Source organism: Cellulosimicrobium sp. MI9406 (assembly GCF_040595865.1).
GTDB classification, from domain to species: domain Bacteria; phylum Actinomycetota; class Actinomycetes; order Actinomycetales; family Cellulomonadaceae; genus Cellulosimicrobium; species Cellulosimicrobium funkei.
This window is the reverse complement of record NZ_JALIZI010000005.1, coordinates 314,724-341,297: the sequence shown is the minus strand read 5'-3', so window position 1 is coordinate 341,297 and position 26,574 is coordinate 314,724. Positions and strand designations below refer to the sequence as shown.

Sequence of the window (26,574 nt, the reverse complement as noted above, 5' to 3'; positions counted from 1 at the left end):
GTGGCGCGCACCCCCGGCCCCGGCTGGCGCTCGGACCGCGTCAGCCAGGGGTACGTCGCGGACTACAAGCCGTTCGTCATGGTCGACGGCGAGGGCGTGCGCTGCTCGCTGTACGTGAGCGGGTGCCTGTTCGCGTGCGACGGCTGCTTCAACGAGGCCGCGTGGAGCTTCCGCTACGGCCGCCCGTACGACGACGCCCTGGAGGACCGCGTCCTCGCCGACCTCGCGCACCCCGCCGTGCAGGGCCTGTCCCTGCTCGGCGGGGAGCCGTTCCTCAACACGGGCGTGTGCCTGCGGCTCGTGCGCCGCCTGCGCGCCGAGCACGGCGACCGCCGGGACGTGTGGTGCTGGACGGGCTACACGTTCGAGGAGCTGCGTGCGGGGACCGCGGACCAGCGCGCGCTGCTCGCCGAGGTCGACGTGCTGGTCGACGGCCGGTTCGAGCTCGCGCGCCGCGACCTCACGCTCGCGTTCCGCGGCAGCACCAACCAGCGCGTGCTCGACGCGCGGGCCTCGCTCGCGACGGGGCGCGCCGTCCCGTGGGCCTCGGACCGCGCGACGACGAGCGCCTGACGACGGCAGCCCCGGGGCCGCCGGGATCACCGGGACGCGCGGCGCCGGGGAGCGGGGTCGGACTCGGCGGGGCGGCGGATGCTCCCGATCATCTCCCACGTCGCCGTCGTCATCCGGAAGGTTCCCCAGAGGAAGAGGACGAACCCGCAGACGTAGAGGGCGTTGAGCGCGCCGCGCGGGACAGGTGTGATGACGTCGGGAGCGTCCGGGGCGACGACGACGGCGGTGAGGAAGGAACCCACGGCGGCGGCACTGAAGAAGATCACGCAGGCGATCACCGCGAGCACGAGCCCGGAGACCGCCTTCTTCGCCGGCGTGGTCCACGACATGTCGTCCTCCTGGTGGTCGGTTGCGCTCGACGATCTCATGGACGACCCCCACCCACCACGGACGGCGACCACGCCCGCCGGAAACACCTTCACCCCGCGCAGCCGCGCCGCGTGAGTCGTCAGACCGTCTTGCGGGTGCGGCGGATGCCGACCCACAGCCCGACGGCGCACGTCACCGCCGCGGCGACGAATCCCCACAGCACGTCGGGGTCGGCGAACGACCCGGCGAGCAGCGCGCGCTCCGCGTCGACGATGTAGGTCAGCGGGTTGAAGAGCGCCGCGGTGCGCATCCACGCCGGTCCGGCCTCGAGCGGCAGCATCATGCCGGAGAGGATGAGCAGCGGGAACAGCAGCGACTGCTGCACGCCCCAGAACAGCCACTCGCGGTTCTTCGCGGCGAGCGCGAGCGCGATCGACAGCGCGCCCACCCCGATGCCGAACAGCCCGAGCAGCAGCAGCCCGACGAGCAGGTGCAGCGGGTAGAGCGTGAAGCCGAACGGGACGCACACGAGCGCGATGAGCAGCCCCTGCACGACGAGCGGCGCGAACTCCTTGAGCGAGCGCCCGACGAGGATCGCGGAGCGGTCGAGGGGGGTCGCGAGCACACGCTCGTAGGAGCCGGTCATCATCTCGTAGAGCAGGTTCGACCCGCTCATGGACGTGCCGAACAGCGAGATCATGACGATCACGCCCGGGACGAACCACTGCAGCGTCTCGGCCGTCGACCCGCCGCCCCCGGGGGCCCCGCCGCCGAACCCGCCGACCGCTCCCGTGAGGAGCGGACCGAACAGGCCGAGGAAGATCAGCGGCTGCAGCAGCGAGAAGATCAGCGTGAACGGGTCGCGCAGCACGAGCAGGATCTCGCGCGTGAAGACGGCCCACGTGTCGCCGACGAACTTCGCGACCCCGGTTCGCATCGCCGTGTCGGTGCCGGCGGCCGGTGCCCCGACGCGCGCGCCCGCCAGGTCGGTCCGCGTGCTCATGCGGCCTCCTCTCGCAGGCTGCGGCCGGTGAGGTTGAGGAAGACGTCGTCGAGGCTCGCCTGCTTCAGCTCCGCCGAGCGCACGGCCAGCCCCGCGACGCGTAGCGCCTCGATGGCCTCCGGGAGACGGTCGGCGCCGTGCGTCGTCGAGATGCGGACCGTCACGACGCCGTCCGCGCCGGTCGTGGTCGCGACCTCTCCCGCGTCCTCGGCGAGGGACGCGCGGACGCGGCCGACGACGTCGGGCGCCGCTCCCGGCGACGCCTCCGCCGGGGCCCCGCCACCGGGGGCCGGGACCACGGCGAGCGTGATGACGTCGTCCGCGTGGTCGTGCTTGAGGGAGTCCGGGGTGGCGTCGGCGATGATCTCGCCGTGGTCGATGACGACGACGCGCTCCGCCATGCTGTCGGCCTCGTCGAGGTAGTGGGTCGTGAGCACGATCGTCATGCCGTAGCGCTCGCGCATCGCCGCGATGTGCTCCCAGAGGTTCGCGCGGGCGTGGGGGTCGAGGCCCGTCGTCGGCTCGTCGAGGAAGAGCAGCGGCGGGTGGTTCATCAGCCCCAGCGCGACGTCGAGGCGGCGGCGCTGGCCGCCGGACAGCGACTGCACGGTCCGCTTCTCGAGCCCGCCGAGGTCGAGGGCGTCGAGGAGCTCGGCGGCGCGCCGCGTGTACTCGGTGGGCGGCAGCCCGTAGAAGCGGCCCTGGTTGTGGAGCTCGTCGAGCACGCGGTAGGAGAACCCGCCGCCGTTGCCCTGGCCGATGAAGCCGATGCGCGAGCGGACCCGGGCGGGATCGCGCGCGACGTCGTACCCGGCGACCTCCGCGGTCCCGGCGGTCGGCGCGAGGAGGCTCGTCAGCATCCTCAGGGTCGTGGACTTGCCGGCCCCGTTCGGGCCGAGGAAGGCGACGAGCTCGCCCTCCCGGACGTCGACGTCGATGCCCTTGACGGCCTCGACGGTCTCTTTCTTGCGGTGGAAGGTCTTGGTCAGGCCGCGGGCTCGGATCACCGGAGCCACCCTCTCGTACGCGGTACCGAAATGGAGCGACCACGCTAGCATACGGTGTACGGGAAAAGGCAAGCCTTCGGCGCGCGACGGCGCCGGAGGCGAGATCCCGCGGGAAGTCGGGGAGGATACGGACGTGACGACCGACCCGACCGACGCCCGCGCGGCCGACCGTGCGCCGTCGGCCACCGCGCCGACCCCGCCCGCGACCCCGGACCCCGAGGACGCCGCGGGCAACGACGACGCCGTGCGGACGCGCGGCGTCGCGGCCGCCGCGGACGCCGGGGTCGCCTCCGCGGTGCAGGCGGCCGAGCACGCTCGCGCCCAGTTCACCGAGATCGTCCGCACCCCCGAGATCACGCGCCGCCTCGCGCTCCTGTGGGACCCGCCGGCCCCCGCGACGCGCGGCCGCAAGCCGCGCCTCACGCTCGACGACGTCGTGCGGGCGGGGATCGCCGTCGCGCAGGAGGGCGGGCTCGACGCGCTGTCCATGCGCCGCGTCGCGACCGAGCTCGGCGTCGGGGCGATGTCGCTCTACACCTACGTGCCCGGCCGCACCGAGCTCGTCGACCTCATGATCGACCGCGCGTACGCCGAGCTCGACCTGCCCGCCGCGGGAGCCCCGTGGCGGCCCGCGCTCGCGCAGTACGCGCACGAGCTGTGGAACCTCTACCTGCGCCATCCCTGGATCCTGCAGACCAACATGTGGCGCGCCCCGCTCGCGCCCCACGTGCTCGACGCCCAGGAGGCCGGGCTGCGGACCATCGTCGACACCGGCCTCTCCGAGCTCCAGGTCGTCGACACGCTCGGCCTCGTCGACAACTACGTCCAGGGCCTCGCGCGCGCCACGATCGCCGAACGGACCGAGCGCGACGCGACCGGCGTGGGCAACGACGAGTACTGGACGACGCTCGGCAGCTTCTGGGAGGACTGGTTCGACGTCGAGCGCTACCCCGTCATGACGCGCGTCTACGTCGCGGGCGGCTTCGACGCGCCGCAGGGGCCCTTCGACGCGAGCCTCGACCGTCTGCTCGACGCCGTCGAGCTGGCCATCGACAGCGCGAGCGCCGACCGGTCCGACGACCCCGGCGCCGCGCCGGAGGACCCCGACCCCGCAGGCTAGGGAGGTCGTGCCGAAGGTCCCGCGCCACGACGTCCGTCCCGGCTGACGTGCGGGCGCCACCCCTGGCAGGATCGACCCATGGATCCCCGCGCCGGCACGCCCGCCCAGCCCAGCGACCTCATCGACGTCGACGCCGTGGTCGGCGCCTACTACGACCTCGCGCCCGACGTCGACGACCCCGCCCAGAAGGTCGTGTTCGGCACGTCGGGCCACCGGGGGTCGAGCCTGGACCACGCGTTCAACGAGGCGCACATCATCGCGATCACGGCCGCGATCGTCGAGTACCGGCGCTCGCAGGGCACCGACGGGCCGCTGTTCATCGGGCGCGACACGCACGCGCTGTCGCTCCCGGCGTGGCAGACCGCGCTCGAGGTCCTCGTCGCGGCGGGCGTCCAGACGTACGTCGACGCGCGCGACTCGTTCACCCCGACCCCCGCCGTCTCGCAGTCGATCCTCCTGCACAACGAGGCGACGACGGTCGACGGCGTCCGCACCACCGGCCCCGGCCTCGCGGACGGGATCGTCGTCACGCCGTCGCACAACCCCCCGCGCGACGGCGGCTTCAAGTACAACCCGCCGCACGGTGGCCCCGCCGGGTCCGAGGCGACCGGCTGGATCGCGGACCGCGCGAACGAGATCCTGCGCACCGGCGTCGGCAGCGTGCCGCGCGTGCCGCTGACCCAGGCGCTCACGTCCGAGCACGTGCACAAGCACGACTTCCTCACCACGTACGTCGACGACCTGGCGAACGTCCTCGACCTCGACGCGATCCGCGACTCCGGCGTGCGGATCGGCGCCGATCCGCTGGGTGGCGCGTCGGTCGAGTACTGGGGCGAGATCGGCGAGCGGTACGGGCTCGACCTCACGGTCGTCAACCCGCAGGTCGACCCCCGCTGGGCGTTCATGACCCTCGACTGGGACGGCAAGATCCGCATGGACTGCTCCTCGCCGTACGCGATGGCGTCCCTCGTCGCGGGCATGACCGGGGAGTCCGGGAACGCCGAGGGCGGCGCGCCGTTCGACGTCGCCACCGGGAACGACGCCGACTCCGACCGCCACGGGATCGTCACGCCCGACGCCGGGCTCATGAACCCCAACCACTACCTCGCCGTCGCGATCCAGTACCTCTACGGCGGCGCGCGCGAGGGCTGGCGCGACGACGCCGCCATCGGCAAGACGCTCGTGTCGTCCGCGCTCATCGACCGCGTCGCGGGCGGGCTCGGCCGTCGGCTCGTCGAGGTCCCGGTCGGGTTCAAGTGGTTCGTGCCCGGCCTGCTCGACGGCTCTGTCGGGTTCGGCGGCGAGGAGTCCGCGGGGGCGTCGTTCCTGCGCAAGGACGGCCGCGTCTGGTCCACGGACAAGGACGGCCTGCTCCTCGCGCTGCTCGCGTCGGAGATCATCGCGACCACGGGCCGCACCCCGTCCGAGCACCACCGCGACCTCGTCGAGCGCTACGGCGAGTCCTGGTACGCGCGCGTCGACGCGCCCGCGACGCTCGAGGAGAAGGCGACGCTCGGCAAGCTCTCGCCCGAGCAGGTCACCGCGACCGAGCTCGCCGGCGAGCCGATCACCGCGAAGCTCACGAACGCGCCCGGCAACGACGCCCCGATCGGCGGGCTCAAGGTGACGACCGAGAACGCGTGGTTCGCGGCCCGGCCGTCGGGCACGGAGAACGTCTACAAGATCTACGCCGAGTCGTTCGTCTCCGCGGAGCACCTGACTCAGGTCCAGGCCGAGGCGAAGGACGTCGTCTCCGCCGCCCTCGGGAGCTGACGACCCCGCCGAGGTAGAGGCGTGGTCACGACCACGCCTCTACCTCGCGAAACCGGGGCTCTACCTCGCGGGACCACGCCTCTACCTCGCGGGACCGGGGCTCTCCCTCGCGAAAAGGGGCTACGTCGTCCGACGGCGCTCGCGCTCGTCCCACGTGTCCGTCGCGACGCGCTGGGCGTCGCGGAGCGCGCGGGCCGGGTCGACGCCCTTGGGGCAGACCTGCGTGCACGCACCGATCTGGATGCACGGCCAGGCGCCGAACTCGGTGTCGAGGACGTCGGCGCGGTCGAGCTCGCCCGCGTCGCGCGAGTCCTCGTCCCAGCGGCGCGCCGTCGCGACGACGGCCGGGCCGAGGAAGTCGGGCGCGACGTCGAGCTGCGGGCACGCCGCGTAGCAGAGCATGCAGTCGATGCACTCGGCGAAGCCCTTGAACGCGGCGAGCTCGCCCGGCGTCTGCCGGTGGCCCGACGCCGGCCCGACCGCCCGCAGCACGTCGCCGCCGTCCGGGGTCCGCGAGCCGTCGACGTCCTCGACCCCGGCGCCGGCGCCGGTCCCGGCCCCTGCCCCGACCCCGGCCGAGGGCGGGTCGACGAGCGGGAGGCGCGTGGCGCCGTCGGGCACGAGCCAGGGCTGCACGGTGGCGAGCTTGCCGAGGAACGTGTCGGTGTCCACGACGAGGTCGCGGAGCACCTCGGCGTGCGCGAGCGGCTCGACGACGAGGCCGGACGTGCGGTAGCCGCGCACGAACGTCTCGCACCCGAGCACCGGGCGGCCGTTGACCATGACGCCGCAGCTCCCGCAAACCGCCATCTTGCACGACCACCGGAACGTCAGCGTGGGGTCGGCGTGGTCCTTGACCCACTGGAGCGCGTCGAGCACGGACGTGCGGTCGTCGTAGGGCACGTCGAACACGTCCCGCCCGCCGGTGGCCGCGCCGTCGGGCGACGTGCGCGCGACCTCCAGCCGCACCGTCTGCTCGCTCACGCGCCCTCTCCCTCCTCCGCCGAGAACGACGTTGTCGTCGTCTCCGAGCTCTTCCCGACAGCAACCCCGTGCTCGGCGGGGGTCCCGGCGCCCACCGGGACGTGCGCCACCTCGATGGTGCCGCCCGCGCCGAGGCGGACCTCGGAGTGGCGCGCCACCGCGTCCGGCGCCGGGAAGTCCAGCCGCTGGTGGGCGCCGCGCGACTCCTCCCGCGCGAGCGCGGCGGCGACGGTCGCGTGCGCGACGAGCAGCGTCGCGCCCAGCTCGACGGTCGTCGCCCAGTCGGTGTTGAGCACGGCGCTCGTGTCGGCGACGCGCACGTCGTCGTACCGGGCCCGCAGGTCCTCGACGGCCGCGAGCGCCCGCCGCAGGCCGTCGGCGTCGCGGTAGATCCCGGCGTCGGCGTCGAGGACGCGTCCGAGCTCGGCCCGGATCGCGGCGGGCGGCTCGGCGCCCCGGCCGCGCATCGCGAGGTAGCCGTCGGCGATCTCGGCGGCCCGGTCCACGACCTCGGGGCCCGACCGGACGGCCGGGGGCCCGCCGTCGGCCCCGGGCGGGCCCATCTCCCGCGACCACGCGAGCGCCGCCTCGCCCGCCGCGCGCCCGACGACGAGCGTCTCGACGAGCGAGTTGGACCCGAGCCGGTTGGCGCCGTGCAGGCCGGTGGAGGCGCACTCCCCCGCCGCGAACAGCCCGGCGACGCCGGTCGTGCCGCGCGCGTCGGTGCGGATGCCGCCCATCGTGTAGTGCGCCGTCGGGCGGACGGGGACAGGCTCCGCCGCCGGGTCGACGCCCGCGAACTGCTTGGCCAGGCCGGTCACGAGCGGCAGCCGCTCGGCGAGCCGCTCCTTGCCGAGGTGGCGCAGGTCGAGCAGGACGACGCCACCGTCGGGCGTGGGGATCGTGCGGCCGTCGCGGTCGGCGTGCCAGAACGCCTGCGACAGGCGGTCGCGCGGCCCGAGCTCCATGGTGCGCGGCACGGGCGCCCCGACGGGCGACTCGGGGCCGAGACCGTAGTCGGCGAGGTAGCGGCGGCCGTCGGCGTCGAGCAGCACCCCGCCCTCGCCGCGCGCGGCCTCGGTGAGGAGGATGCCGCTGCCCGGGAGACCGGTCGGGTGGAACTGGAGGAACTCCAGGTCGCGCAGCGGCACGCCCGCCCGCAGCGCCATCGCCGTGCCGTCGCCGGTGCAGATGCCCGCGTTCGTGCTGGTCCCCCACGCGCGCGCCGAGCCACCCGTGGCGAGGACCACGGCGGGCGCCTCCAGGAGCAGCGGCTCGCCGCGGTGCTGGTCGTGCACGACGACGCCGCGCACCCGGGCGTCCGGCCCGCCCGGGTCGTCGACCAGGAGGTCGAGCACGTGGTGCTCGTCGTACCGGCGGACGGGACCGTCGGGGCCGGAGTGCCGCAGCGACGTCTGGAACAGGGTGTGCAGGAGGTGGAAGCCGGTCTTGTCGGCGGCGAACCAGGTGCGCGCGCGGCTCATGCCGCCGAACCGGCGGACGGCCACGTCGCCGGCGTCGGTGCGCGACCACGGCAGCCCCCACCGCTCGAGCCGGTAGAGCTCGCCGGCCGCCCGCTCCACGACGAACCGGACGGCGTCCTCCTCGCACAGCCCTGCGCCGCCCGCGAGGGTGTCGGCGACGTGCTGCTCGAGCGAGTCGTCGTCCCCCACGACGCCCGCCGCGCCGCCCTCCGCGGCGACCGTGTGCGAGCGCATCGGGTACACCTTCGACACGAGCGCGACCACGGGGGCGCGACCGTGGTCGCGGGCCGCCGCCTCGGCGACGGCGAGCGCCGCGCTCAGCCCGGCGGCGCCGCCCCCGACCACGACCACGTCGGCGCGCTCGACGCGCAGCGCGGTCACCGGCGTCCTCGGGGCGTGCGGGCGGGGCCGGCCGGTGCGGGGGGGTGCAGGGCGGAGCGGGGGGAGAGCGTGCCGAGGCATAGGGGAAGGGTCCCCGCGCCGCCGGGGCAGCGCAACAGGCGAAGGTCCCGGTCCGGGGCCCCATGGGCACCGCTCCCCATCGAGCCCACGACCCGTCTGTGGGTAAGGTCCGTGCGGAACCCCTCCCCGAACCACCGGAGCACTCATGCGTCCCGCCCGTACCGCCGCCCGCCTGACCGTTGCCGCCGCGCTCGCGCTCGGCCTCACCGCGTGCACCGTCGCCGTCGACGGCGGGGACGCCCCGAAGACGTCGGCCCCCGAGGAGACGACGACGGAGGAGTCCGCGCCCGCCGAGGACGCCGAGGAGACCGACGAGGCCGCGGCAGAGGGGACCGAGGCGGACGGCGAGCTCCCCGACTGGGCCAACCCCGTCGCGACGCCGGGCGAGCAGATCTCGACGTTCACGGTCGGCGACGTGCGCGTCGACGTCTACCAGGTGGGCGTCACGCAGGCCTCGAAGGACGGCCTGTTCGTCGACCCCGACACCAACCAGCCGCTCATCGCCGCGGGCGACGACATCGTCTTCATCAACTACGTCATCACGAACGAGGGCGACCCGATCGACCTCGGCTCGAGCCTCGTGAGCATCGACGAGCGCTACGACGACTGGCCGTACATGCAGGGCATGGACACGATCGTCGACGACGCGCTGTACGAGGCGCAGGGCGTGCACGACGACGCGATGCACAACCAGGCGTACCGCGAGCCGTCGGTGTACCCGTTCGCGACGGGCCAGTCGTACTCGTACGCCACGAACTTCCGCTACCAGCCCGGCTCGCCGATCACGTTCGACGCCGTGATCACGCCCGTGGACGCGGAGGGCGAGCTCCTGCACGACGAGCGCATCGAGGGCGAGGGCACCGGCACGATCTCCTGACGCCGCCCGCGCCTGCCGCGAGAGCCCCGGTCCCGACGGACCGGGGCTCTCGTGCGCTCAGCGCCGGGTCAGGTCCTCGTACTCCGGGTGCCGCTCGACGTACGCGCGGATGAAGGGGCACAGCGCGACGACGCGCTCGCCCGACTCCCGCACGCTGTCGAGCGCGCCCGCGGCGAGCGCGGACCCGACGCCGCGCCCCTCGAACGCGGGGTCGACCTCGGTGTGCGTGAAGATCACCGCGCCCGGCTCCCGCACGTAGGCGGCGAAACCGGCGACGACACCGTCGTCGGTGCGGGCCTCGAAGCGGTCGCCCTCGTCGGTGACGGTGACGGTGGGCGTGCGGGGTGCGGGGCTGTCGGTCATGCCGCCATCGTCGTCGGCCCGGCGCCCCCGGACAACCGCGGCGCGACGCCTGAGACGGCCGTCACGTCGGGCCCTCGCGAGGCGAATTCGCTACCGGCCGGACGGCTTCCGGGTGCGACACTGGGACGGTGGTCCAGGATTCCCCGTCGCGCGCTGACGACCCCGAGAACCCCGAGCACCGGCGGGACGACCTGACGACCGAGGGGACGACGTCGGTCACCGCGCCCGACGCCCCCGTCCGGGCCTCCCGCAACCCCTACCGCGCCGTGCTCACGCTGCCCGGCGCGTGGCGGTTCTCCGCCGCGGCGCTCGTCGCGCGCCTGCCGATGTCGATGGTCGGCATCGGCACGATCCTCATGATCCAGGGCATCTACGGCGAGTACGCCCTCGCGGGACGCGTCGCGGCCGCGCTCGTCGTCGCGCAGGCGGTCGTGTCGCCGCAGATCGCGCGCCTCGTGGACCGCACGGGGCAGCGCGTCGTCATGCTGCCGCTGCTCGCCGCCGCGACGCTCGGGCTCGGCGGGCTCATCCTGTGCGCCGTGCTCCGCGCGCCCGAGTGGACGCTCTACGTGTTCGCCGCCGTCTCCGGCGCGACGCAGGGGTCGTACGGCTCGATGGTCCGCGCGCGCTGGACGCACGTCGTGCCCGACGCGCGGCGCCTGCACACCGCGTACTCGCTCGAGTCCGCGCTCGACGAGCTCGTGTTCGTCGTCGGGCCCGTGCTCGCGACCGTGCTCGCGACGAGCGTGTCGCCGTCGGCCGGGCTGGTCGTCCCCCTGGTCGCGGCGGTCGTGGGCGGGCTGTGGTTCCTGTCCCAGCGTGCGACCGAGCCGCCCGTCGTCGTGCCCGAGGCCGGCGTCAAGCAGCGCTCGGCCATGCGGTCGACGGGCATGATCGTGCTCGCCGTGATCTTCGTGGCGATGGGCATCGTGTTCGGCGCGACCGACGTCTCGACCATCGCGTTCGCCGAGGAGGAGGGCCAGAAGGGCGCCGCCGGCGTCATCCTCGCCGTGTTCGCCCTGGGCTCGCTCATCTCCGGCCTCGTCTACGGCGCCCGCCACTGGGTGTCCCCGCTGTGGCGCCGGTTCGTCATCGGGATCGTCGCGCTCGCCGCGGGCGTCTCGCTGTTCTTCTTCGTCACGTCGATCCCCGTCCTCGCGGCGGTCATGTTCGTCACCGGGTTCGCCATCGCGCCGACGCTCATCAACGGCAACAACCTCGTGCAGAACCTCGTGGCCCCGACCCAGCTCACCGAGGGCCTCGCGTGGGTCGGGACGTCGCTCGGCGTCGGGGTGTCGATCGGGTCGTCCGTCGCCGGGTCGCGCATCGACGCGGGCGGTGCGCACGCCGGGTTCGAGGTCGTCGTCGCGGCGGCCGCGCTCGCCGTCGTGCTGGTGCTCGTGGCCCTGCGGTCGCTGCGGCGCAGCGCCGACCGTGAGGACGTCACGGACGGCACGCCCGCCCACTGACGCGGGGCACGCCGCGCGACGGTCGACGTCGAGCCGCCCGAGGACGACGGACGGGACGGCTCGGGGTCAGATGATGCCGAGGTAGCTCTGCACGGCCCGCTCGAGCGCGTCCAGGTCGTCTCGAAGAAGGAAGTCGACCGGCTCCCCGACGACGTAGTCGGTGTCGATCACACGGAGCTGGTCGACCAGGAGCACGGTCTCCTGGCCCGCGATCTCGAGGACGGGCCGGAAGATCGCACGCTGCGCGCTCGTCGAGGTCGGCACGATCGTCGCGACGGACCACGGCATGTTCGTCGGGGACAGGACCACCCCGTACCGCCGACCGCCCTGCTCGTGGCCCCGGGGGTCACCGAGGTCGACGCGGTAGACGGCGCCGCGGATCACCAGGCGTCCGGCTCGTCGTCGAGGTTCTCGTGGGCGAGACTCTCCGCATCGACGCGGGCCTGGTCGACCCACTTCTCGTGCGCGACCAGGTGCAGGCCACGACGGACGGCATCGCTGGCGGTGACGCCTTCGTCGCGGAGGCGGTCGAGGATCCGGCGCTCCTCGGGGGTGGGTCGGAACGTGACGGAGTCGCGCTTCGTCGAGGCGCCCTCGCCCTTCTCGCCCCGCGGGGTCCCCCCGGCAGGCACGTTCTTCCCGCCCCGCGAGGTCGAGCCTCGGGGAGTCGTTCTCTCGTGCGTGGTGCTGCGGGTTGTCGTCGCCATGGTCACGACACTACGCCGCGTGTCCCACATTTGTCAGACACGACCCGGCGCGGCTGACGCCGCGCCCGAGAGGTGGGCCCGCTCGCCCTCCTGGTCGAAGATCGTGAGGATCTCGACCGGGCCGTCGTGCGCGCCGAACGAGTGCGGCACCATCGTCGAGAACTCCGCTGCCTGGCCCTCCTGGACGAGGATCCGGCGGTCCGCGAGGTAGACGACGGCCGTCCCGGACAGCACGGTGAACCACTCGTGCCCCGGGTGGACGCGCTGGTGCTCCGGCCCGACGGCGCGCTCGGGCGTGAGGCGCATCTTCGCGACCATCGTCCCGGTCCGCTCGCGCGACAGCAGCCACGTGGTCTCCCCCGGGCGGCGCTGCGGCTCGGGCCGGATCACGACGTCCTCGTCGTCGACGGGCTCGACGAGCTGGTCGAGGGTCGTGCCGAGCGCGCGGGCGATCGGCACGAGCTGGTCGAGCGCGATGCGCCGGTGCCCGGTCTCGATGCGGCTGAGCGTGGACGGGCTGAGGAAGCAGCGCGCGGCGAGCGCGTCGAGCGTCCAGCCGCGCGCGAGCCGCAGCCCGCGGATGCGTTGCCGCACGACGGCGTCGAGATCCGGTTCTTGCGTCATGAGCAAGATCCTATGCTCAGCACGCATGGTCGTCCTACGGTGGAGTCATGGACCTCCCCGCCCCCGGGCGCCCCGCGCCCACCCCCGGCGACGCGCCCGGGCACGGCCACACTCACACCCACGGCCACGCCCACGGCCCGCACGACGGTGCCGGGCTGGCCGAGCTGCTCGAGCTCGACGCGCTCGTCTTCGGGCATCTCCTCGACGAAGCCGTGGCGGTCGCCGTCGGGCACGCCCCGGCCCCGACGCACGCCGTCGTCGACCTCGGCGCGGGGACCGGCACCGGCACCCGAGCGCTCGCGCGGGCGTTCCCCGACGCCGAGGTCGTCGCGGTCGACGCGGACGCCGCGATGCTCGACCGCCTGCGGGCCCGGCTCGCCGGGACGGGTCTCGCGGAGCGCGTGCGCACCGTCGAGGCCGACCTCGACGCCGGGTGGCCGCCCGTCGGCGCCGCGGACGTCGTGTGGGCGTCGGCCTCGCTGCACCACGTCGCCGACCCGGCGCGCGTCCTGCACGACGCCCGCGACGCGCTCGCCCCGGGCGGCCTGCTCATCGTCGTCGAGATGACCGCGACGTCGCCCGTCCTGCCCGACGGCGCGGACCACGCCGACCTCACCGCGCGCCTCGAGCGCGCCATGGCGCACGCCGGCTGGAACCGCTACCCCGACTGGACCCCGTACCTGACCGACGCCGGGCTGGAGGTGGTGGACCGGCGCGAGCCGACCGCCGTCGTGCCGCCGGGGCCGGACACGTCCCGCTGGGCGCACGCGACCGCGCTGCGCCAGCGCGAGCACCTGGCGGACCGGCTGGAGCCCGCCGACCTCGCCGCGCTCGACGCCGTGCTCGCGGCGACCGCGCCCGGCACCACCGACCACACCGTCCGCGCCCGGGGCGGCCGCGTCGTCTGGGCCGCCCGCCGCCCCCGCTGAGGAGAGTCATGGACACCACCACCGAGAAGAACGCCCCCTACGACGTCGCGATCGTCGGCGGCGGCCCCGCCGGGCTGAGCGCCGCGGTGACGCTCGCGCGGTCGCTGCGGTCCGTCGTCGTGCTCGACGCCGGCGAGCCGCGCAACGCGCCCGCGGAGGGCGCGCACAACCTGCTCGGGCGCGAGGGCGTGCCGCCGCGCGAGCTGCTGGCCACCGGCCGCGCCGAGGCCGAGGGCTACGGCGCCGAGGTCCGCGACGCGCGCGTCGCCCGCGCCGACGGCGACGCCGGGTCCGGCTTCACGCTCACGCTCGACGACGGCGGGACGGTCCGCGCGCGCCGCGTGCTGCTCGCGACCGGCCTGGTCGACGAGCTGCCCGACGTCCCCGGGGTCCGCGAGGGCTGGGGGTCGAGCGTGCTGCACTGCCCGTTCTGCCACGGGTGGGAGGTACGCGGCCAGCGGATCGCGGTGCTCGCGACCGGGCCCGCGGCGGCGCACCAGGTGCTGCTGTTCCGCCAGCTCACCCCGCACGTCACGCTGTTCCAGCACACCGCCCCCGAGCCCGACGACGCCACGTGGGAGCAGCTCTCGGCGCTCGGCGTGCGCGTGGTCGAGGGCGAGGTCGCGCGGCTCGACGTCGACGGCCGGTCCGGGCGGTCGGTCGTGCTCGCCGACGGGACGTCGTTCCCCGTGGACGCGGTCGTCGTCGGGCCGCGGTTCGTCGCGCGCGGCGAGCTGTTCGAGCAGCTCGGCGGGACCCTGGAAGACCACCCAGCGGGCCGGTTCGTGCCCGCCGACCCGCGCGGCGCGACCGCCGTGCCGGGCGTGTGGGCCGCGGGCAACTCCAGCGACCTCATGGCGCAGGTCGGCGCGTCGGCGGCGGCCGGGGTCATGGCCGGCGCGGGGATCCACGGGGAGCTCGCGCAGACCGACGCCGCGGCGGCCGTCGCACGACGCCGGACGCCGTTCGCGGCGCAGGCCGAGCCCGCGGTCTGAGGCGTCGGCCCGAGGCACCGGACCGGGCCCGCGGCCGGGAACGACCGCGGGCCCGGCCGCGCGGAGGGTGACGCACGAGACGCCCGCTCGCGCTGCGCGGCCGGGCGGCCCGTCGCACGATGGAGGACGACCCCAGCCCACCGTGGAGGTACGTCATGCCGTTCGGAATCGGTCGGTCCCCGCAGGACAAGCGCAACCGCACGGTCGCCGACCTGCTCGTCGCGCAGCTCATCGAGGCGGGGGTGCGCCGGATCTACGGCATCGTCGGCGACAGCCTCAACCCCGTGGTCGACGCCGTGCACCGGTCCAACGCGGGCGAGAACGCAGGCAAGGGGATCGAGTGGATCCACGTGCGCCACGAGGAGGCCGCCGCGTTCGCCGCCGCCGCCGAGGCCGAGGTCACGGGCAGCCTCGCGGTGTGCGCGGGGTCGTGCGGGCCGGGGAACCTCCACCTCATCAACGGCCTGTACGACGCCAACCGGTCGCGCGTGCCCGTGCTCGCCATCGCGAGCCACATCCCGAGCAAGCAGATCGGCACCGGGTTCTTCCAGGAGACCCACCCCGACCGCCTGTTCACCGAGTGCTCCGTCTACTCGGAGATGATCTCGAGCGCCGAGCAGGCGCCGCGCGTCATCAATTCCGCGATCCACCACGCGTACGGCGCCCGCGGCGTCTCCGTCCTCACGCTCCCGGGCGACGTCGCCGACCTCGACGCCCCGGCCGCCGTGCCCGACGTCGCGTGCCGGCCCGCGCCCCCGCGCGTCGTCCCCGACGCGACCGCCGTCCAGCAGCTCGCGGACGCGATCGACGCCGCGAAGAAGGTCACGATCTTCGCCGGCGCGGGGGTGCGCGGCGCGCACGACGACGTGATCGCGCTCGCCGACAAGATCGCCGCGCCCGTGGGCCACTCGCTGCGCGGCAAGGAGTTCATCCAGTACGACAACCCGTTCGACGTCGGCATGTCCGGCCTCCTCGGCTACGGCGCCGCGTTCGACGCCATGCACGACTGCGACCTCCTCGTGCTGCTCGGCACCGACTTCCCGTACGACCAGTTCCTCCCGGAGTCGGTCCGCACGGCGCAGGTCGACGTCGACCCGACCCACCTCGGCCGGCGCACACGCCTGGACCTCGCCGTCGTGGGCGACGTCGGCGAGACGGTCCGCGCGCTCCTGCCGCTCGTGAAGAAGGCGCGCTCGCGCAAGTTCCTCGACTCGATGGTCGCCAAGCACGAGAAGGCGATGACCGGCGTCGTCGGGGCGTACACGAAGAAGGTCGAGCGCACGACGCCGATCCACCCCGAGTTCGTCGCGGACACGCTCGACCAGGTCGCCGCCGACGACGCGGTGTTCACCGTCGACACGGGCATGTGCAACGTGTGGGCCGCGCGGTACATCACGCCCAACGGGAAGCGCCGCGTCATCGGGTCGTTCATCCACGGCTCGATGGCCAACGCGCTCCCCCACGCCATCGGCGCCGCGGCCGCCGGGCGTGAAGGGGGCCGCGAACGCCAGGTCGTCGCCATGGCCGGCGACGGCGGCCTCTCGATGCTGCTCGGCGAGCTCGTGACGCTCAAGCACTACGACCTGCCGGTCAAGGTCGTCCTGTTCGACAACGCGAGCCTCGGCATGGTGCGCCTCGAGATGCTCGTCGACGGCCTGCCGATGTTCGGCACCGAGTCGCCGCACGTGGACTACGCCGCGGTCGCGAACGCGATCGGCATCCCGGCGGTGCGCGTCGAGAAGCCGAAGGACCTGCGCCGCGCGCTCCAGGAGGCGCTGAACCGGCCCGGCCCGGCGCTCGTCGACGTCGTCACCGACCCCCGGGCGCTCTCGATCCCGCCGAACATCACCGCGGGCCAGGTCCGCGGGTTCGCGGTCGCGATGAGCAAGGAGGTCCTCGGCGGCGGCATGGGCGAGGTCGTCTCGATGGCCCGCGCCAACCTGCGCAACGTGCCCCGCCCGTGACCGACGAGCCCACCCTCGCCGACGTCCGCGACACCGCCCGGGAGGTCTTCGGCTACCGCGACCTGCGCCCCGGGCAGCGCGAGGCGATCACCGCGCTCCTCGACGGCCGCGACGTCCTGCTCGTGCTGCCCACGGGGGCCGGCAAGTCCGCGGTCTACCAGCTCCCCGGCCTCGAGCTGCCCGGGCCGACGCTCGTCGTCTCGCCGCTCATCGCGCTCCAGCAGGACCAGGTGCGCTCCCTCCTCGAGCTCGGCGACGACGACGCGCGGGCCGCCGCCGTGAGCTCGGCCGTGCCCGCAGCCGAGCGCCGCGCCGCGCTCGAGGCCGCCGCCGCGGGCGAGCTGGAGTTCCTCTTCCTCTCGCCCGAGCAGCTCGCCAACGAGGAGGTGCTCGACGCCGTCCGCGCGGCCCGGCCCAGCCTCGTCGCGGTCGACGAGGCGCACTGCGTCTCGACCTGGGGGCACGACTTCCGGCCCGAGTACCTGCGCGTCGGCGAGCGCCTCGACACGCTCGACCCGCGACCGCCCGTGCTCGCGCTCACCGCGACGGCGTCCCCGCCCGTGCGCGAGGACGTCGCCGAGCGCCTGCACCTGCGCGACGCCGCGGTGATCGTCCGCGGGTTCGCCCGCCCGGGGATCGCGCTGGAGGTCGTGCGCACCGTCGAGGCGGCGGACAAGGACCGCGCGGTCGTCGAGCGGGTGCGCGCGGAGGCCGAGCACGGCGTGGGGATCGTCTACGTGGGCACGCGACGTCGCACGACCGAGGTCGCCGACGCGCTCGCGGAGGCGGGCCTGCGCACCGCGGCCTACCACGGCGGGCTGCGGCGGGCCGAGCGCGACGAGGCCCAGCGGCGGTTCACGGACGACGAGGTGGACGTCGTGGTCGCGACGTCCGCGTTCGGCATGGGCATCGACAAGCCGGACGTGCGGTTCGTCGTGCACGCGGACGTCCCCGGTTCCCCGGACGCCTACTACCAGGAGGTCGGCCGTGCGGGCCGCGACGGCGAGCCCGCCGTCGCGGTGCTCTTCTACCGGCCGGAGGACCTGGGCCTCCAGCGCTACTTCGCCGTCGGCGTGCCCGACCGCGACGACCTCCGCGAGGTCGCGCGCGCCCTGGGCCGGGGCGGCCCGGCGTCGGGCTCGTCGTCGTCAGGAGGGCGGGCGCGGCTGCCGCGGCGTCTGGCACGCCTGCGCGCGCTCGTGGAGGACGCGCGGGCGCTCGCCGGCGAGGACGCGCGCCCGGGTGCGGTGGCCGACGTCGCGCACGAGCTCGCGGAGGCCCGGCGCCGGGTCGACGACTCGCGCCTGCAGATGATGCGCGCGTACGCCGAGACCCCGCAGTGCCGCCGCCAGTTCCTGCTCGCCTACCTCGGCGAGGAGCTGCCCGAGCCGTGCGGGCGCTGCGACAGCTGCTGGGCCGGGACCGCGGAGGAGAGGGCCGCCGACGACGCGTCCGCGCCGTGGTCGACGGGCACGACGGTGCGTCACCCGGAGTTCGGCGAGGGGACCGTCATGGGCTACGAGGGCGACGACCGCGTGACCGTGCTCTTCGAGACCCACGGGTACCGGACCCTGAGCCTCGACGCGGTGACGGACCAGGGCCTGCTCACGGCGTCCTGACCCGCCGCCGGTGGCCGGCGCGGGCGCGCGTCCGGCGCCGCCGCCCCGGCCGGTAGCATCGCCGCGTGCTCACCAGGACGACGGTCACGGACGACCAGCTCGCGGCGCTCGTGGCGCCGCTCGGCGAGGCACTGCGGTCCGAGCCGCTGAGCGGCGGGATGTTCGCGAGCGTCTTCGCGGTCGACCTCGCCCCGCGGCCCGGCGCCACGCCCGACGACGTCCCGGGCCGCGTCGTCGTCAAGGTCACGGGCGCCGACACGTCCCGGCTCCTGCGGTACGAGCACGGCATCCCCGGCACCGAGGCGGCGGCCTACCGGGCCGCCCACGCCGCGGGCCTGCCCGTCCCGCAGGTGCTGCACGCCGACCTCACGCGCGAGCACGTGGACGGTGACGCGCTCGTCGTGACGTTCCTCGACGGGACCCTGTGGAGCGCGCGCGAGGCCGACGCGGCGGAGTCCGCCGCCGTCCGCCGCGGGCTCGGGTCGTTCATGGCGCGGCTGCACCGGATCGCGGGCGACCGGTTCGGCTACCCGGCCCCCGCGTCGGGCCTCGCGGCCGCGACCTGGCCCGACGCGGTCGCCCGCATGGTCGACGCCGTGCTCGACGACGCGCGCACGTGGGGGGTCGAGCTCCCGGAGGCCCGGGTGCGCGACGCCGTCGCCCGGCACCGCGACGTCCTCGCCCGCGTCGAGGTCCCCCGGCTCGTGCACGCGGACCTGTGGCCGGGGAACGTGCTGCTCGCGCCGGACGCCCCACGGATCGTCGGCGTGCTCGACGCCGAGCGGTCCCTCTGGGGCGACCCGCTGTTCGAGCTCGCGGGCGCCGACCAGCTCGGGTCCGGCCCCGTCGACGCGGACCTCCTCGCGGGCTACGCCGCCGAGGGCGGCGACCTGGGCCTGGGCGACGGCACGCCCGGCAGCGGCGACCCCGCCGCGTGGACGCGCCTGCGCCTGTACCGCACCTACCTGTCGTGCCTCCTCGCCGTCGAGGTGGTGCCGCGGGGCTACGAGGGCGACTGGGTCGAGGGGTACGCCGGCACGGCCCGCGCCAACCTGCTGCGGATGCTGGACGAGCTGGGCGTCTGAGACTCCCCTGTGGGGAGTCCTCCCCATGTGACGTACCCCCGGATCGCCCCACGGCATGGTCGAGTCACGGTAAGGTGTGCGTACGTTCACGACAACTCCACACGCCACTCCCGCGCCGTGGCCACCCGTCCGAGGGGACCTCGCATGATCGCGTTCATCGTCATCGGCATCGCCGGACTCGCCCTCCTGCTCCTCTCGCTGCTCGTCGGCGAGATCGTCGACCTGGGTGACGGCGCGGTGTCCGGGACGACGCTCGGCGTCGGTGGCGTGGTGTTCGGCGCCGTCGGCGTGATCGTGGCCTCCAACGACCTGCCGACGTGGCTCGCGTACGTCGGGTCCCTCGTCGTGGCGCTCGTCGTCATGGTCCTCGTCCAGCTGCTGGTCAAGAACCTGCGCGCGTCGGAGGACGGCGTCCCCGTGTCCCTCGTGGGCGTCCAGGGCACCGCGACCACCGCGATCGACCCCGCGCGCGGCGAGGTCTCGCTCGACGCGGCGCACGAGCTCGAGCGCCGCCTCGCGTGGTCCGACGAACCGATCCCGGAGGGCGCGCGCGTCGTCGTGCTCGAGCAGTCCGGGAGCCGCGTGCGCGTCCAGCGGCACTACCCCAACGACTGAGGTCCGACGGACCGACCACGACGCCCCGCGCGTCGTCCCGTGGGTGCCGCGCACCCGCACGACTGCCGCACGTCCTGACCTGCCCGCACCCACGGAAGGAGACGCGCCCCGGCGCGGACCATGTTCGACGACACGAACCTCATCACGACCCTGGCGATCGTCGCCCTGGTCATCGCGTTCTTCGCGGTGGTCATCTTCATCAGCAAGCGCATCCGCCGCGTCCCGCCGAACGAGGCCCTGGTCATCGTCGGCCGCGGCGCGGGCCGCAAGGAGGCCGGGGGCAGCGGGCAGAAGGTCGTCGTCGGCGGCCGCACGTTCGTCTGGCCGATCCTCCAGCAGGGCTTCTCCATCTCGCTCGAGCAGCGCCAGATCGGCATCACGGTCGAGGGCGTGGACAAGAACCGCATCAAGATCGCCATCAAGGCGTCGATCAACTTCAAGGTGCGGGGCGACGAGGAGGGCGTGCGCCGCGCGGCCCAGCGCTTCCTCTCCCAGCAGGGCACCCTCACCGAGATCATCAAGGAGTCCCTCGAGGGCTCGCTGCGCTCCATCGTCGGCGACATGACGATCGAGCAGATCATCTCCGACCGCAAGGGCCTGTCCGACCGCGTCGTCGAGTCCACGAAGGCCGACCTCTCGGAGCAGGGCCTCCAGGTCGACCTGCTCAACATCTCCGACATCTCGACGCCCGGGTCGGACTACCTCGCGAACCTCGGGCGCGCCGAGTCGGCCCGCGCCCGCCAGGTCGCCGAGGTCTCCGAGGCCGAGGCCCAGCGCGCGTCGGAGTTCGCCGTCATCGAGGCGGCCGAGCAGATCGCCGAGCGCCAGAAGGCCCTCGACCTCAAGCGCGCCGCGATCAAGGCCGACACCGACCGCGCCAACGCCGAGGCCGAGGCCTCGGGCCAGCTCGCGCGCGCCGAGCAGGACCGCCTCGTCGCGCAGCAGGAGCGCGAGGCGCTCGCCGAGCAGGCGCGCGTGACGCAGGAGCGCCTCGACATCGAGGTCCGCAAGCCCGCCGAGGCCAAGGCGTACGCGGAGGTCCAGGAGGCCAACGCGCGTCGTGACGCCGCGAACGCCGCCACCGAGGCCGACGCGTACAAGCGCACCGTCATCGCCGAGGCGAACAAGACCGCGGCCATCCAGGACGCCGAGGCGTCCGCGCAGGCCGTGCGTCGTGCCGGTGAGGCCGAGCGCGACCGCCAGGTCGCTCTCGCGGCCGGTATCCGGGCCGAGGGTGAGGCCCGCGCCGCGGCGATCGAGGCCGAGGGTCGCGCCGAGGCGGCGGCGACCGACGCCAAGGCCGACGCGCTCCAGAAGTACGGCGAGGCGGCGCTCGTCCAGGAGCTCATCGAGCGCCTGCCCGAGATCGTGCGCGCCGCGGCCGAGCCGATCGGCAACATCCAGGGCATGACCGTCGTCTCGACCGACGGCGCGTCCGCGCTCACGAAGAACGTCGCGTCCGTCCTGGGCGAGGGCCAGGGCGTCATCAAGCAGCTCACCGGCGTCGACATCAACCAGCTCATCGCCAACCTCGCGGGCACGCAGCTCGCGGGCTCGGGCGACGCGCCGACCAACGGCACGTCGCACTGACCCACCCCGCCGACCATGCGGCCGTGGCCCGTCCGGACCTCCGGGCGGGCCACAGCCGCATGGTCGGCGAGCCGGCCGGCAGAACCGGGGCCGGTCAGGCCCAGCCGAGGCGCCCGAACGCGTTGAGCGCGAGCAGCACGCCCAGCGCCCCGAGCACCCAGCCCGTCATGTCCGTCGCGTTCTTCGTGAGCCACCGGTCGAGACGGTGCAGCACCGGGTCGACCGCACGCGCCGCGACGAGCCGGCCGAGCAGCAGCAGGAGCGCGGGCGCGACCATGACGACGCAGTACGCGGCGAGGATCGCAGCGTTCCCGGGCCAGCCGACGTCCGACGTCGTGACGATCCCGATCGCGGCGAGGTACGGCAGCATCGTCCCCACCTCGATCGCGACGGCCCCGAGGGCCAGCCCCATGAGCGGCAGCACCGACGAGCGCGTCCGGACCGCCCCGGTCCCGACGGCGTCCGCCTCGATCCCGAGCGCACGCTCGCGCCACCGCGAGAGCCTCCCCGGGCGCGGGGGCGACGACGGCGCGCCCGGCCCGGCGGTCTCGGCACCGGCACCGGCACCGGCACCGGTCCACGGGCTGGCCCCCACGGCGTCGGCCCGGCCGGCGGCGGACGGGGTGGCACCGAACGGGGCGGCGTCGGACTGCGCGGCCTTGCGCGCCGCGCGCTTGCTGTCGAACCGGAAGCTCAGCGCGAAGAGCGCGATGCCCAGGAGGAGCTGCACGATCGCGGCGGCTCGCGTGTCGAGCGCGTCGCCGAACCGGTCGAGGAACGCGCCCGCGCCGAGCAGCACGACGATCCCGACGGCGAGGTAGAACCCCGCCACCGTGCCGAGGTACACGAGCACGCGCCCCGCACGCAGCCGCCCGGGCGCGAGCAGGAGCCACACGGGGATGAGCAGCGTGCCGAAGCTCATGGAGTCGATGAGCGCCAGCACGACGAGCACGCCGGCCATGGCGGCCAGGCCGAGGCCCGGACCGCCGACGGCGTCGAGGTCGAGAGGGAGGTCCATGCCCCCGAGCCTCCCGTCCGGCGACCGGCGCGTCGTCCGGCGAACGACCGACTCGTGCGCCCCGTCGCGGGGCCGCGGAGGCGCGAGGGGGGCGTGGTGCCGGGGACGGGCGCGGGCGTCGTACACCGTTCGACCGATCCGTCTCCGGGCGCGCTGTGCTGGGATGGAGGCGTGAGCACGCACGACGGCGGGACGCAGGACGCGCGCGCGGCCGCGCCCGGGCGCACCGGGCGCTGGCGCGCGGCGGCCGGTTCCCTGCGCGGCGTGTGGCGCATCGAGGACCGGCGCAACGACCTGTTCTCCGCCGTGACGACGTTCGTCCTCGGGTGGGTGCTCCTCGAGGTCGGGCTCGTCGGCATCGTCCGCGCGTCGTTCGTCGTCGAGCCCCCGCACGCCTGGTGGCGGGTCGCGCTGCTCGGCGTCGGGTGCCTCCTCATCCTCGTCAAGCGCGCGCACCCGATCCTCGCGCTCCTCGGCGGGGTCGTCGTCACCGCCGTCGACCTGCGGTGGGGCGGGAGCCTCGCCCTCATGCTCGTCCTCTGGGACCTGCTCTACGCCGCGGCCCTCTGGTCGCGGCCCCGGGCGCGCGCATGGCTCTGGGGCGTCGCGGCGACGGTCGTGGCGGTGGGCGCCGTCGGGGCGGGCGAGGCCACGCGGGACGTGCGGGAGTTCGTCTACATGGGGCTGCAGCTCAGCGCGCTGCTCCTCGTGCCGATGTGGTGGGCCACCAACGTGCGCACCACGAGCGAGCTCGCCGAGGTCGCGAGCGAGCGCGCCGACCTCGCCGCGCGCGAGGCCGAGGCCTCGGCCCGCACGGCCGACCTGGAGCGCCAGCGCGCGAGCGACCTCGAGCGCATCGCGCAGCTCGACCGGCACGAGGCCGTCCGTGCGGAGCGGGCCGCGATGGCGCGCGACCTGCACGACGTCATCGCGTCGCACCTGTCGACCATCGCCATCCACTCCGGCGCCGCGCTCGCCCTCCCGCCCGACGCCGCGAAGGACCGCGCCGCGCTCGAGCAGGTGCGCGCGAGCGCCGTCGCGTCGCTCGACGAGATGCGGTCCATGATCCTGCTGCTGCGCACGGAGGGGCGACGCGAGGACGGCGGCGCATCCGACGCCGTCGTCGCCCCCGGCCGCCTCGCCGGCCTCGACACTCTCCTCGACGCCGCGCGCGCGACGACGACCGTCACGCTCCGCGACCCGGACGGCGTCGCGGCGTCGCCCCTGCCCGCGGCGGCGGACCAGGCGCTGTTCCGCATCGCGCAGGAGGCCGTGACGAACGCGCTCAAGCACGCGCCGGGCGCCCCGGTCGTCGTCGAGCTCTCCCGGCACGGGGCGGCCGTCGTGCTGGAGGTGCGCGACGACGGCGCCCCCGGTTCCGGGACGGTCGAGGCGCCGCTGAGCGCCGGCACCGGCCTGCTCACGATGCGCGAGCGCGCCGACGGTCTCGGCGGCACGTGCAGCGCCGGCCCGCTGCCCGCGGGCGGGTGGTCCGTGCGCGCCGAGATCCCCGTGGCCGGGCTCCCGGTCGAGAGGCAGGACGCATGACGCGACGACCGGTCCGGGTGCTCCTCGCCGACGACCACGCCGCCATCCGGGCGGGCCTGCGCCTGCTGCTCGACGCCGCGCCCGACGTCGAGGTGGTCGGCGAGGCCGCGGACGGCACCGCCGCCGTCACGAACGCCCGGGCGCTGCGGCCCGACGTCGTGCTCATGGACCTGCGGATGCCGGGCGTCGACGGCATCGAGGCGACGCGCGTCATCACCGGCGAGCGCCTCGCCGAGGTCCTCGTGCTCACGACGTTCGACCTCGACGAGTACGTGGACGGCGCGCTGCGCGCCGGGGCCGCGGGGTTCCTCCTCAAGACGGCCGAGCCCGCCGCGCTGATCGACGCCGTGCGTCGCGTCGCCGACGGAGACGGCGTCCTCGCGCCCGAGGTCACCCGTCGGCTCCTCGCCGCGTTCGCGCGCGACCCCGTTCCCGACGCCGCCCGGCTCCCCGCGGGATCGCGCCCGGGCGGCACGGACGGTCCCGGGGACCCCGCGGCGTCGGGCGGCGGGGGCGTCGTCGACGACCGGCCCGACCCCCGGCTCGCCGACCTCACGCCGCGCGAGGTCGACGTGCTCGCGGCGCTCGGCCGCGGCCTGTCCAACCAGGGCATCGCGACCGACCTCTACATCACCGAGGCCACGGCCAAGACGCACGTCTCGCGCGTGCTCGCGAAACTCGGCGTCGCGACCCGCATGCAGGCGGCGATCGTCGCGCGGGACTGCGGCCTCGCCTGACCGCCCCCCTGCACCCGACCGCCGCCCAGCGCCCAGCCCCCGTCGCCCAGCGCCCGTCGACCACGGGGTCACCGACCGGAACCCGCCCGATCCGGTCGCCGACCCCGTGCTCGCCGGCTGGGTGGGGTCGGGGCGGGGGCCACGGGCCGCCGGGGGGCAGGCCGGGTCAGCCGAGGTCAGGCCGGGGCCAGGTCCGGGCTCTGCACGACGAGGGCGGCGTGCCGGGCGCCCGCCCGCATCGCCTCCTCGACGCCCGCGCCGCGCAGGTGCGCGTCGAGGAACCCGGCGAAGAAGCCGTCGCCGGCGCCGTTCGTGTCGACGACGTGCGGCACGGGCTGTGCCGGGACCTCGACGAAGCCGCCCTCCGGCGTGAGCGCGACCGCGCCGCGCGAGCCGCGCGTGCAGACCACCAGGCGCGCGCCCGCCGCGACCCGGGCGGCCATGAAGCCGCGCCAGTCGTCGAGCCGGTCCCCGCTGAGGAACACGTGCGTGCCCGCGTCGACCCAGGGTCGGTGGAACGCGGACTCGCCGTCGTAGTCGTGCAGGTCGACCCAGACGTCGCGACCGCGCGCCACGGCGAGGTCGAGCACCGGGAGCGCGGGCACCGCGAGGTCGACGACGACGGCCCGCGCCGCGTCGAGCGCCGCGACCGTGGCGTCCCAGGCCTCGCCCTGGGCCGGGACCTCGCCTGGTGCACGCAGGTAGACCGAGACGCGGCCGCCGTCGTCGTCCATGAGGTTGAGGTGGCTCTCGGTGCGGCCGTCGGGCGACGGCTCCGCGAGCACCCGCACGCCCGCGCCCTCGAGCACGGACCGGACGCGCGCGCCGTCGTCGTCCGTCCCGAGCACCGTGCGCAGGAGCACCGACCGGCCGAGGCGCGCGAGGTTGAGCGCCTTGCCCGCGGACGTGCCGCCGACCGTGTGCCGGTGCGACCGCGCGAACACGGTGTGCGGCGTGGGAGCGGGCAGCTCGTCGAGCTGGACGAGGAGGTTCCACGACGCCGGCCCGGCCACGAGGACCTCGGCCTGCGGGGCCGCCATCAGTCCGTCACCGTGATGCCGAGGCTGTGGGCGAACGTCGCGGCCAGGCGGGCGAGCTGCATCGAGTCGATGGTCGATCCGCGCAGCGACTCGATGCCGCCGAGCTCGTCGATCTCGGCACCGCGCAGGTCCACGTGGGCGAGCGTGGCGCCCTGCACGTCGAGCCGGCGGACGCGCGTGCCCTCGAACGCGACGCGCAGCGCGTCGGACGCGACGAGGTCGAGCTCGTCGATCGTGCAGTCGGTGAACACCACGTCGCGCAGCGACGCGCCCCGCAGGTTGACGAACCCGAGCTTGCAGCCGACGAACCGCACCCCGGTCCACGACGACTCGTAGAGCTCGGCGGACCCGAGGCGCGCGCCCCGCACCTCGACCTCGCGCCACCGGCCGCGCGTCCCGCGCACCACCGGGACGTCGAGGCGCCCCAGCACGACCTCCGTGAGCGTCACCGCCCCCAGGTCGGCCTCGTCGGCGCGCACCTGGTCGAGCCGCGTGGAGAACACGGTCGCGCCGTGCAGGTCGAGCCGGTCGAGACGGAGGTCCGTGATCTCGAACCCCTCGAGGTCGGCCTCCGCCTCGAGGTCGTAGGCGTCACCGGGCTGGAGGTCGTCCAGGACGACCGGGTCGATCGCGGGTGGTTCGGTCGTCGGCTTCTTCGGGGGCACGCCCCGAGCCTAGG

General features: G+C 75.1%; 26 protein-coding genes. 14 read left to right on the top strand and 12 right to left on the bottom strand.

What is annotated here, in order from left to right:
* On the top strand, positions 1-573 hold the full coding sequence (gene nrdG, locus MT994_RS11770) for an anaerobic ribonucleoside-triphosphate reductase activating protein (protein ID WP_354806397.1): 573 nt from the start codon (positions 1-3) through the stop codon (positions 571-573).
* 26 nt (positions 574-599) lie between these two features.
* Here the strand turns inward: nrdG and MT994_RS11765 are convergent, their stop codons facing one another.
* From MT994_RS11765 to MT994_RS11755, 3 genes are all read right to left on the bottom strand, one after another.
* Positions 600-902 (bottom strand): hypothetical protein, encoded by a 303-nt coding sequence (locus MT994_RS11765; RefSeq protein ID WP_354806396.1) that lies wholly within the window; start codon positions 900-902, stop codon positions 600-602.
* Between the two features lie 119 nt (positions 903-1,021).
* The gene (locus MT994_RS11760; RefSeq protein ID WP_086149677.1) at positions 1,022-1,819 is read right to left on the bottom strand and encodes an ABC transporter permease; all 798 of its coding nucleotides are present in this window, start codon (positions 1,817-1,819) and stop codon (positions 1,022-1,024) included.
* Between the two features lie 62 nt (positions 1,820-1,881).
* Positions 1,882-2,892 (bottom strand): ATP-binding cassette domain-containing protein, encoded by a 1,011-nt coding sequence (locus MT994_RS11755; protein WP_354806395.1) that lies wholly within the window; start codon positions 2,890-2,892, stop codon positions 1,882-1,884.
* Between the two features lie 133 nt (positions 2,893-3,025).
* Here MT994_RS11755 and MT994_RS11750 point away from each other — a divergent pair, with 133 nt between their 5' ends.
* Both MT994_RS11750 and pgm read left to right on the top strand, forming a co-directional pair.
* A complete protein-coding gene (locus MT994_RS11750) occupies positions 3,026-4,012 on the top strand; it encodes a TetR/AcrR family transcriptional regulator (protein WP_194521806.1) in 987 nt (328 codons plus the stop codon).
* A gap of 78 nt (positions 4,013-4,090) precedes the next feature.
* Complete coding sequence (pgm, locus tag MT994_RS11745) at positions 4,091-5,785, top strand: phosphoglucomutase (alpha-D-glucose-1,6-bisphosphate-dependent) (protein ID WP_354806393.1); 1,695 nt, start codon at positions 4,091-4,093, stop codon at positions 5,783-5,785.
* Positions 5,786-5,905: 120 nt separating this feature from the next.
* Here the strand turns inward: pgm and MT994_RS11740 are convergent, their stop codons facing one another.
* The gene (locus MT994_RS11740; protein ID WP_354806391.1) at positions 5,906-6,769 is read right to left on the bottom strand and encodes a 2Fe-2S iron-sulfur cluster-binding protein; all 864 of its coding nucleotides are present in this window, start codon (positions 6,767-6,769) and stop codon (positions 5,906-5,908) included.
* Positions 6,766-8,634 carry an FAD-binding protein gene (locus MT994_RS11735; RefSeq protein ID WP_354806389.1) on the bottom strand — a complete coding sequence of 623 codons (1,869 nt, stop codon included), beginning with the start codon at positions 8,632-8,634 and terminating at the stop codon, positions 6,766-6,768. The genes MT994_RS11740 and MT994_RS11735 overlap by 4 nt, the downstream gene beginning before the upstream one ends.
* A gap of 226 nt (positions 8,635-8,860) precedes the next feature.
* Here MT994_RS11735 and MT994_RS11730 point away from each other — a divergent pair, with 226 nt between their 5' ends.
* A complete protein-coding gene (locus tag MT994_RS11730) occupies positions 8,861-9,592 on the top strand; it encodes a hypothetical protein (RefSeq protein ID WP_354806388.1) in 732 nt (243 codons plus the stop codon).
* Positions 9,593-9,649: 57 nt separating this feature from the next.
* On the opposite strand, the gene MT994_RS11725 is transcribed toward MT994_RS11730, so the two are convergent.
* Entirely contained in the window at positions 9,650-9,955 is a 306-nt protein-coding gene (locus tag MT994_RS11725; RefSeq protein WP_061266992.1) for a GNAT family N-acetyltransferase, read from the bottom strand.
* A 266-nt stretch (positions 9,956-10,221) separates the two neighbouring features.
* Here MT994_RS11725 and MT994_RS11720 point away from each other — a divergent pair, with 266 nt between their 5' ends.
* The gene (locus MT994_RS11720) at positions 10,222-11,424 is read left to right on the top strand and encodes an MFS transporter (protein WP_232422922.1); all 1,203 of its coding nucleotides are present in this window, start codon (positions 10,222-10,224) and stop codon (positions 11,422-11,424) included.
* A 66-nt stretch (positions 11,425-11,490) separates the two neighbouring features.
* On the opposite strand, the gene MT994_RS11715 is transcribed toward MT994_RS11720, so the two are convergent.
* Genes MT994_RS11715 through MT994_RS11705 form a run of 3 tightly spaced genes read right to left on the bottom strand, consistent with a single transcriptional unit; the run spans position 11,491 to position 12,755 of the window.
* Positions 11,491-11,808, bottom strand: coding sequence for a type II toxin-antitoxin system PemK/MazF family toxin (locus tag MT994_RS11715; RefSeq protein ID WP_114553117.1), 318 nt, complete (start codon positions 11,806-11,808; stop codon positions 11,491-11,493).
* The gene (locus MT994_RS11710) at positions 11,805-12,131 is read right to left on the bottom strand and encodes a hypothetical protein (protein WP_354806387.1); all 327 of its coding nucleotides are present in this window, start codon (positions 12,129-12,131) and stop codon (positions 11,805-11,807) included. The genes MT994_RS11715 and MT994_RS11710 overlap by 4 nt, the downstream gene beginning before the upstream one ends.
* Positions 12,132-12,164: 33 nt before the next feature.
* Entirely contained in the window at positions 12,165-12,755 is a 591-nt protein-coding gene (locus tag MT994_RS11705; RefSeq protein ID WP_194217218.1) for a helix-turn-helix transcriptional regulator, read from the bottom strand.
* A gap of 47 nt (positions 12,756-12,802) precedes the next feature.
* Between MT994_RS11705 and MT994_RS11700 the strand changes: the two genes are divergently transcribed.
* The 7 genes from MT994_RS11700 (at position 12,803) to MT994_RS11670 (ending at position 21,552) form a co-directional block, all read left to right on the top strand.
* Complete coding sequence (locus MT994_RS11700) at positions 12,803-13,684, top strand: class I SAM-dependent methyltransferase (protein WP_354806386.1); 882 nt, start codon at positions 12,803-12,805, stop codon at positions 13,682-13,684.
* Between the two features lie 8 nt (positions 13,685-13,692).
* On the top strand, positions 13,693-14,679 hold the full coding sequence (locus tag MT994_RS11695) for an NAD(P)/FAD-dependent oxidoreductase (protein ID WP_354806385.1): 987 nt from the start codon (positions 13,693-13,695) through the stop codon (positions 14,677-14,679).
* A 155-nt stretch (positions 14,680-14,834) separates the two neighbouring features.
* Complete coding sequence (locus MT994_RS11690; RefSeq protein WP_354806384.1) at positions 14,835-16,643, top strand: pyruvate dehydrogenase; 1,809 nt, start codon at positions 14,835-14,837, stop codon at positions 16,641-16,643.
* Entirely contained in the window at positions 16,640-18,262 is a 1,623-nt protein-coding gene (locus MT994_RS11685) for a RecQ family ATP-dependent DNA helicase (RefSeq protein ID WP_354806382.1), read from the top strand. The genes MT994_RS11690 and MT994_RS11685 overlap by 4 nt, the downstream gene beginning before the upstream one ends.
* Positions 18,263-18,327: 65 nt before the next feature.
* Positions 18,328-19,347, top strand: a complete 1,020-nt coding sequence (locus tag MT994_RS11680) for an aminoglycoside phosphotransferase family protein (RefSeq protein WP_354806381.1) — start codon at positions 18,328-18,330, stop codon at positions 19,345-19,347.
* Between the two features lie 144 nt (positions 19,348-19,491).
* Complete coding sequence (locus tag MT994_RS11675; RefSeq protein ID WP_021482495.1) at positions 19,492-19,962, top strand: NfeD family protein; 471 nt, start codon at positions 19,492-19,494, stop codon at positions 19,960-19,962.
* A 120-nt stretch (positions 19,963-20,082) separates the two neighbouring features.
* Positions 20,083-21,552: a flotillin family protein gene (locus MT994_RS11670; RefSeq protein ID WP_021482496.1), complete on the top strand. Its 1,470-nt coding sequence runs from the start codon at positions 20,083-20,085 to the stop codon at positions 21,550-21,552.
* Between the two features lie 94 nt (positions 21,553-21,646).
* Here the strand turns inward: MT994_RS11670 and MT994_RS11665 are convergent, their stop codons facing one another.
* On the bottom strand, positions 21,647-22,570 hold the full coding sequence (locus tag MT994_RS11665; RefSeq protein ID WP_354806379.1) for a GAP family protein: 924 nt from the start codon (positions 22,568-22,570) through the stop codon (positions 21,647-21,649).
* A gap of 171 nt (positions 22,571-22,741) precedes the next feature.
* Between MT994_RS11665 and MT994_RS11660 the strand changes: the two genes are divergently transcribed.
* Both MT994_RS11660 and MT994_RS11655 read left to right on the top strand, forming a co-directional pair.
* The gene (locus MT994_RS11660; protein WP_194521794.1) at positions 22,742-24,118 is read left to right on the top strand and encodes a histidine kinase; all 1,377 of its coding nucleotides are present in this window, start codon (positions 22,742-22,744) and stop codon (positions 24,116-24,118) included.
* The gene (locus tag MT994_RS11655) at positions 24,115-24,855 is read left to right on the top strand and encodes a response regulator transcription factor (RefSeq protein WP_354806377.1); all 741 of its coding nucleotides are present in this window, start codon (positions 24,115-24,117) and stop codon (positions 24,853-24,855) included. Before MT994_RS11660 ends, MT994_RS11655 begins: the two co-directional genes overlap by 4 nt.
* Positions 24,856-25,031: 176 nt before the next feature.
* On the opposite strand, the gene MT994_RS11650 is transcribed toward MT994_RS11655, so the two are convergent.
* Both MT994_RS11650 and MT994_RS11645 read right to left on the bottom strand, forming a co-directional pair.
* Complete coding sequence (locus MT994_RS11650; protein ID WP_354806375.1) at positions 25,032-25,895, bottom strand: carbohydrate kinase family protein; 864 nt, start codon at positions 25,893-25,895, stop codon at positions 25,032-25,034.
* Entirely contained in the window at positions 25,895-26,560 is a 666-nt protein-coding gene (locus MT994_RS11645) for a pentapeptide repeat-containing protein (protein WP_043657410.1), read from the bottom strand. The genes MT994_RS11650 and MT994_RS11645 overlap by 1 nt, the downstream gene beginning before the upstream one ends.
* Between the last annotated feature and the right edge of the window lie 14 nt (positions 26,561-26,574).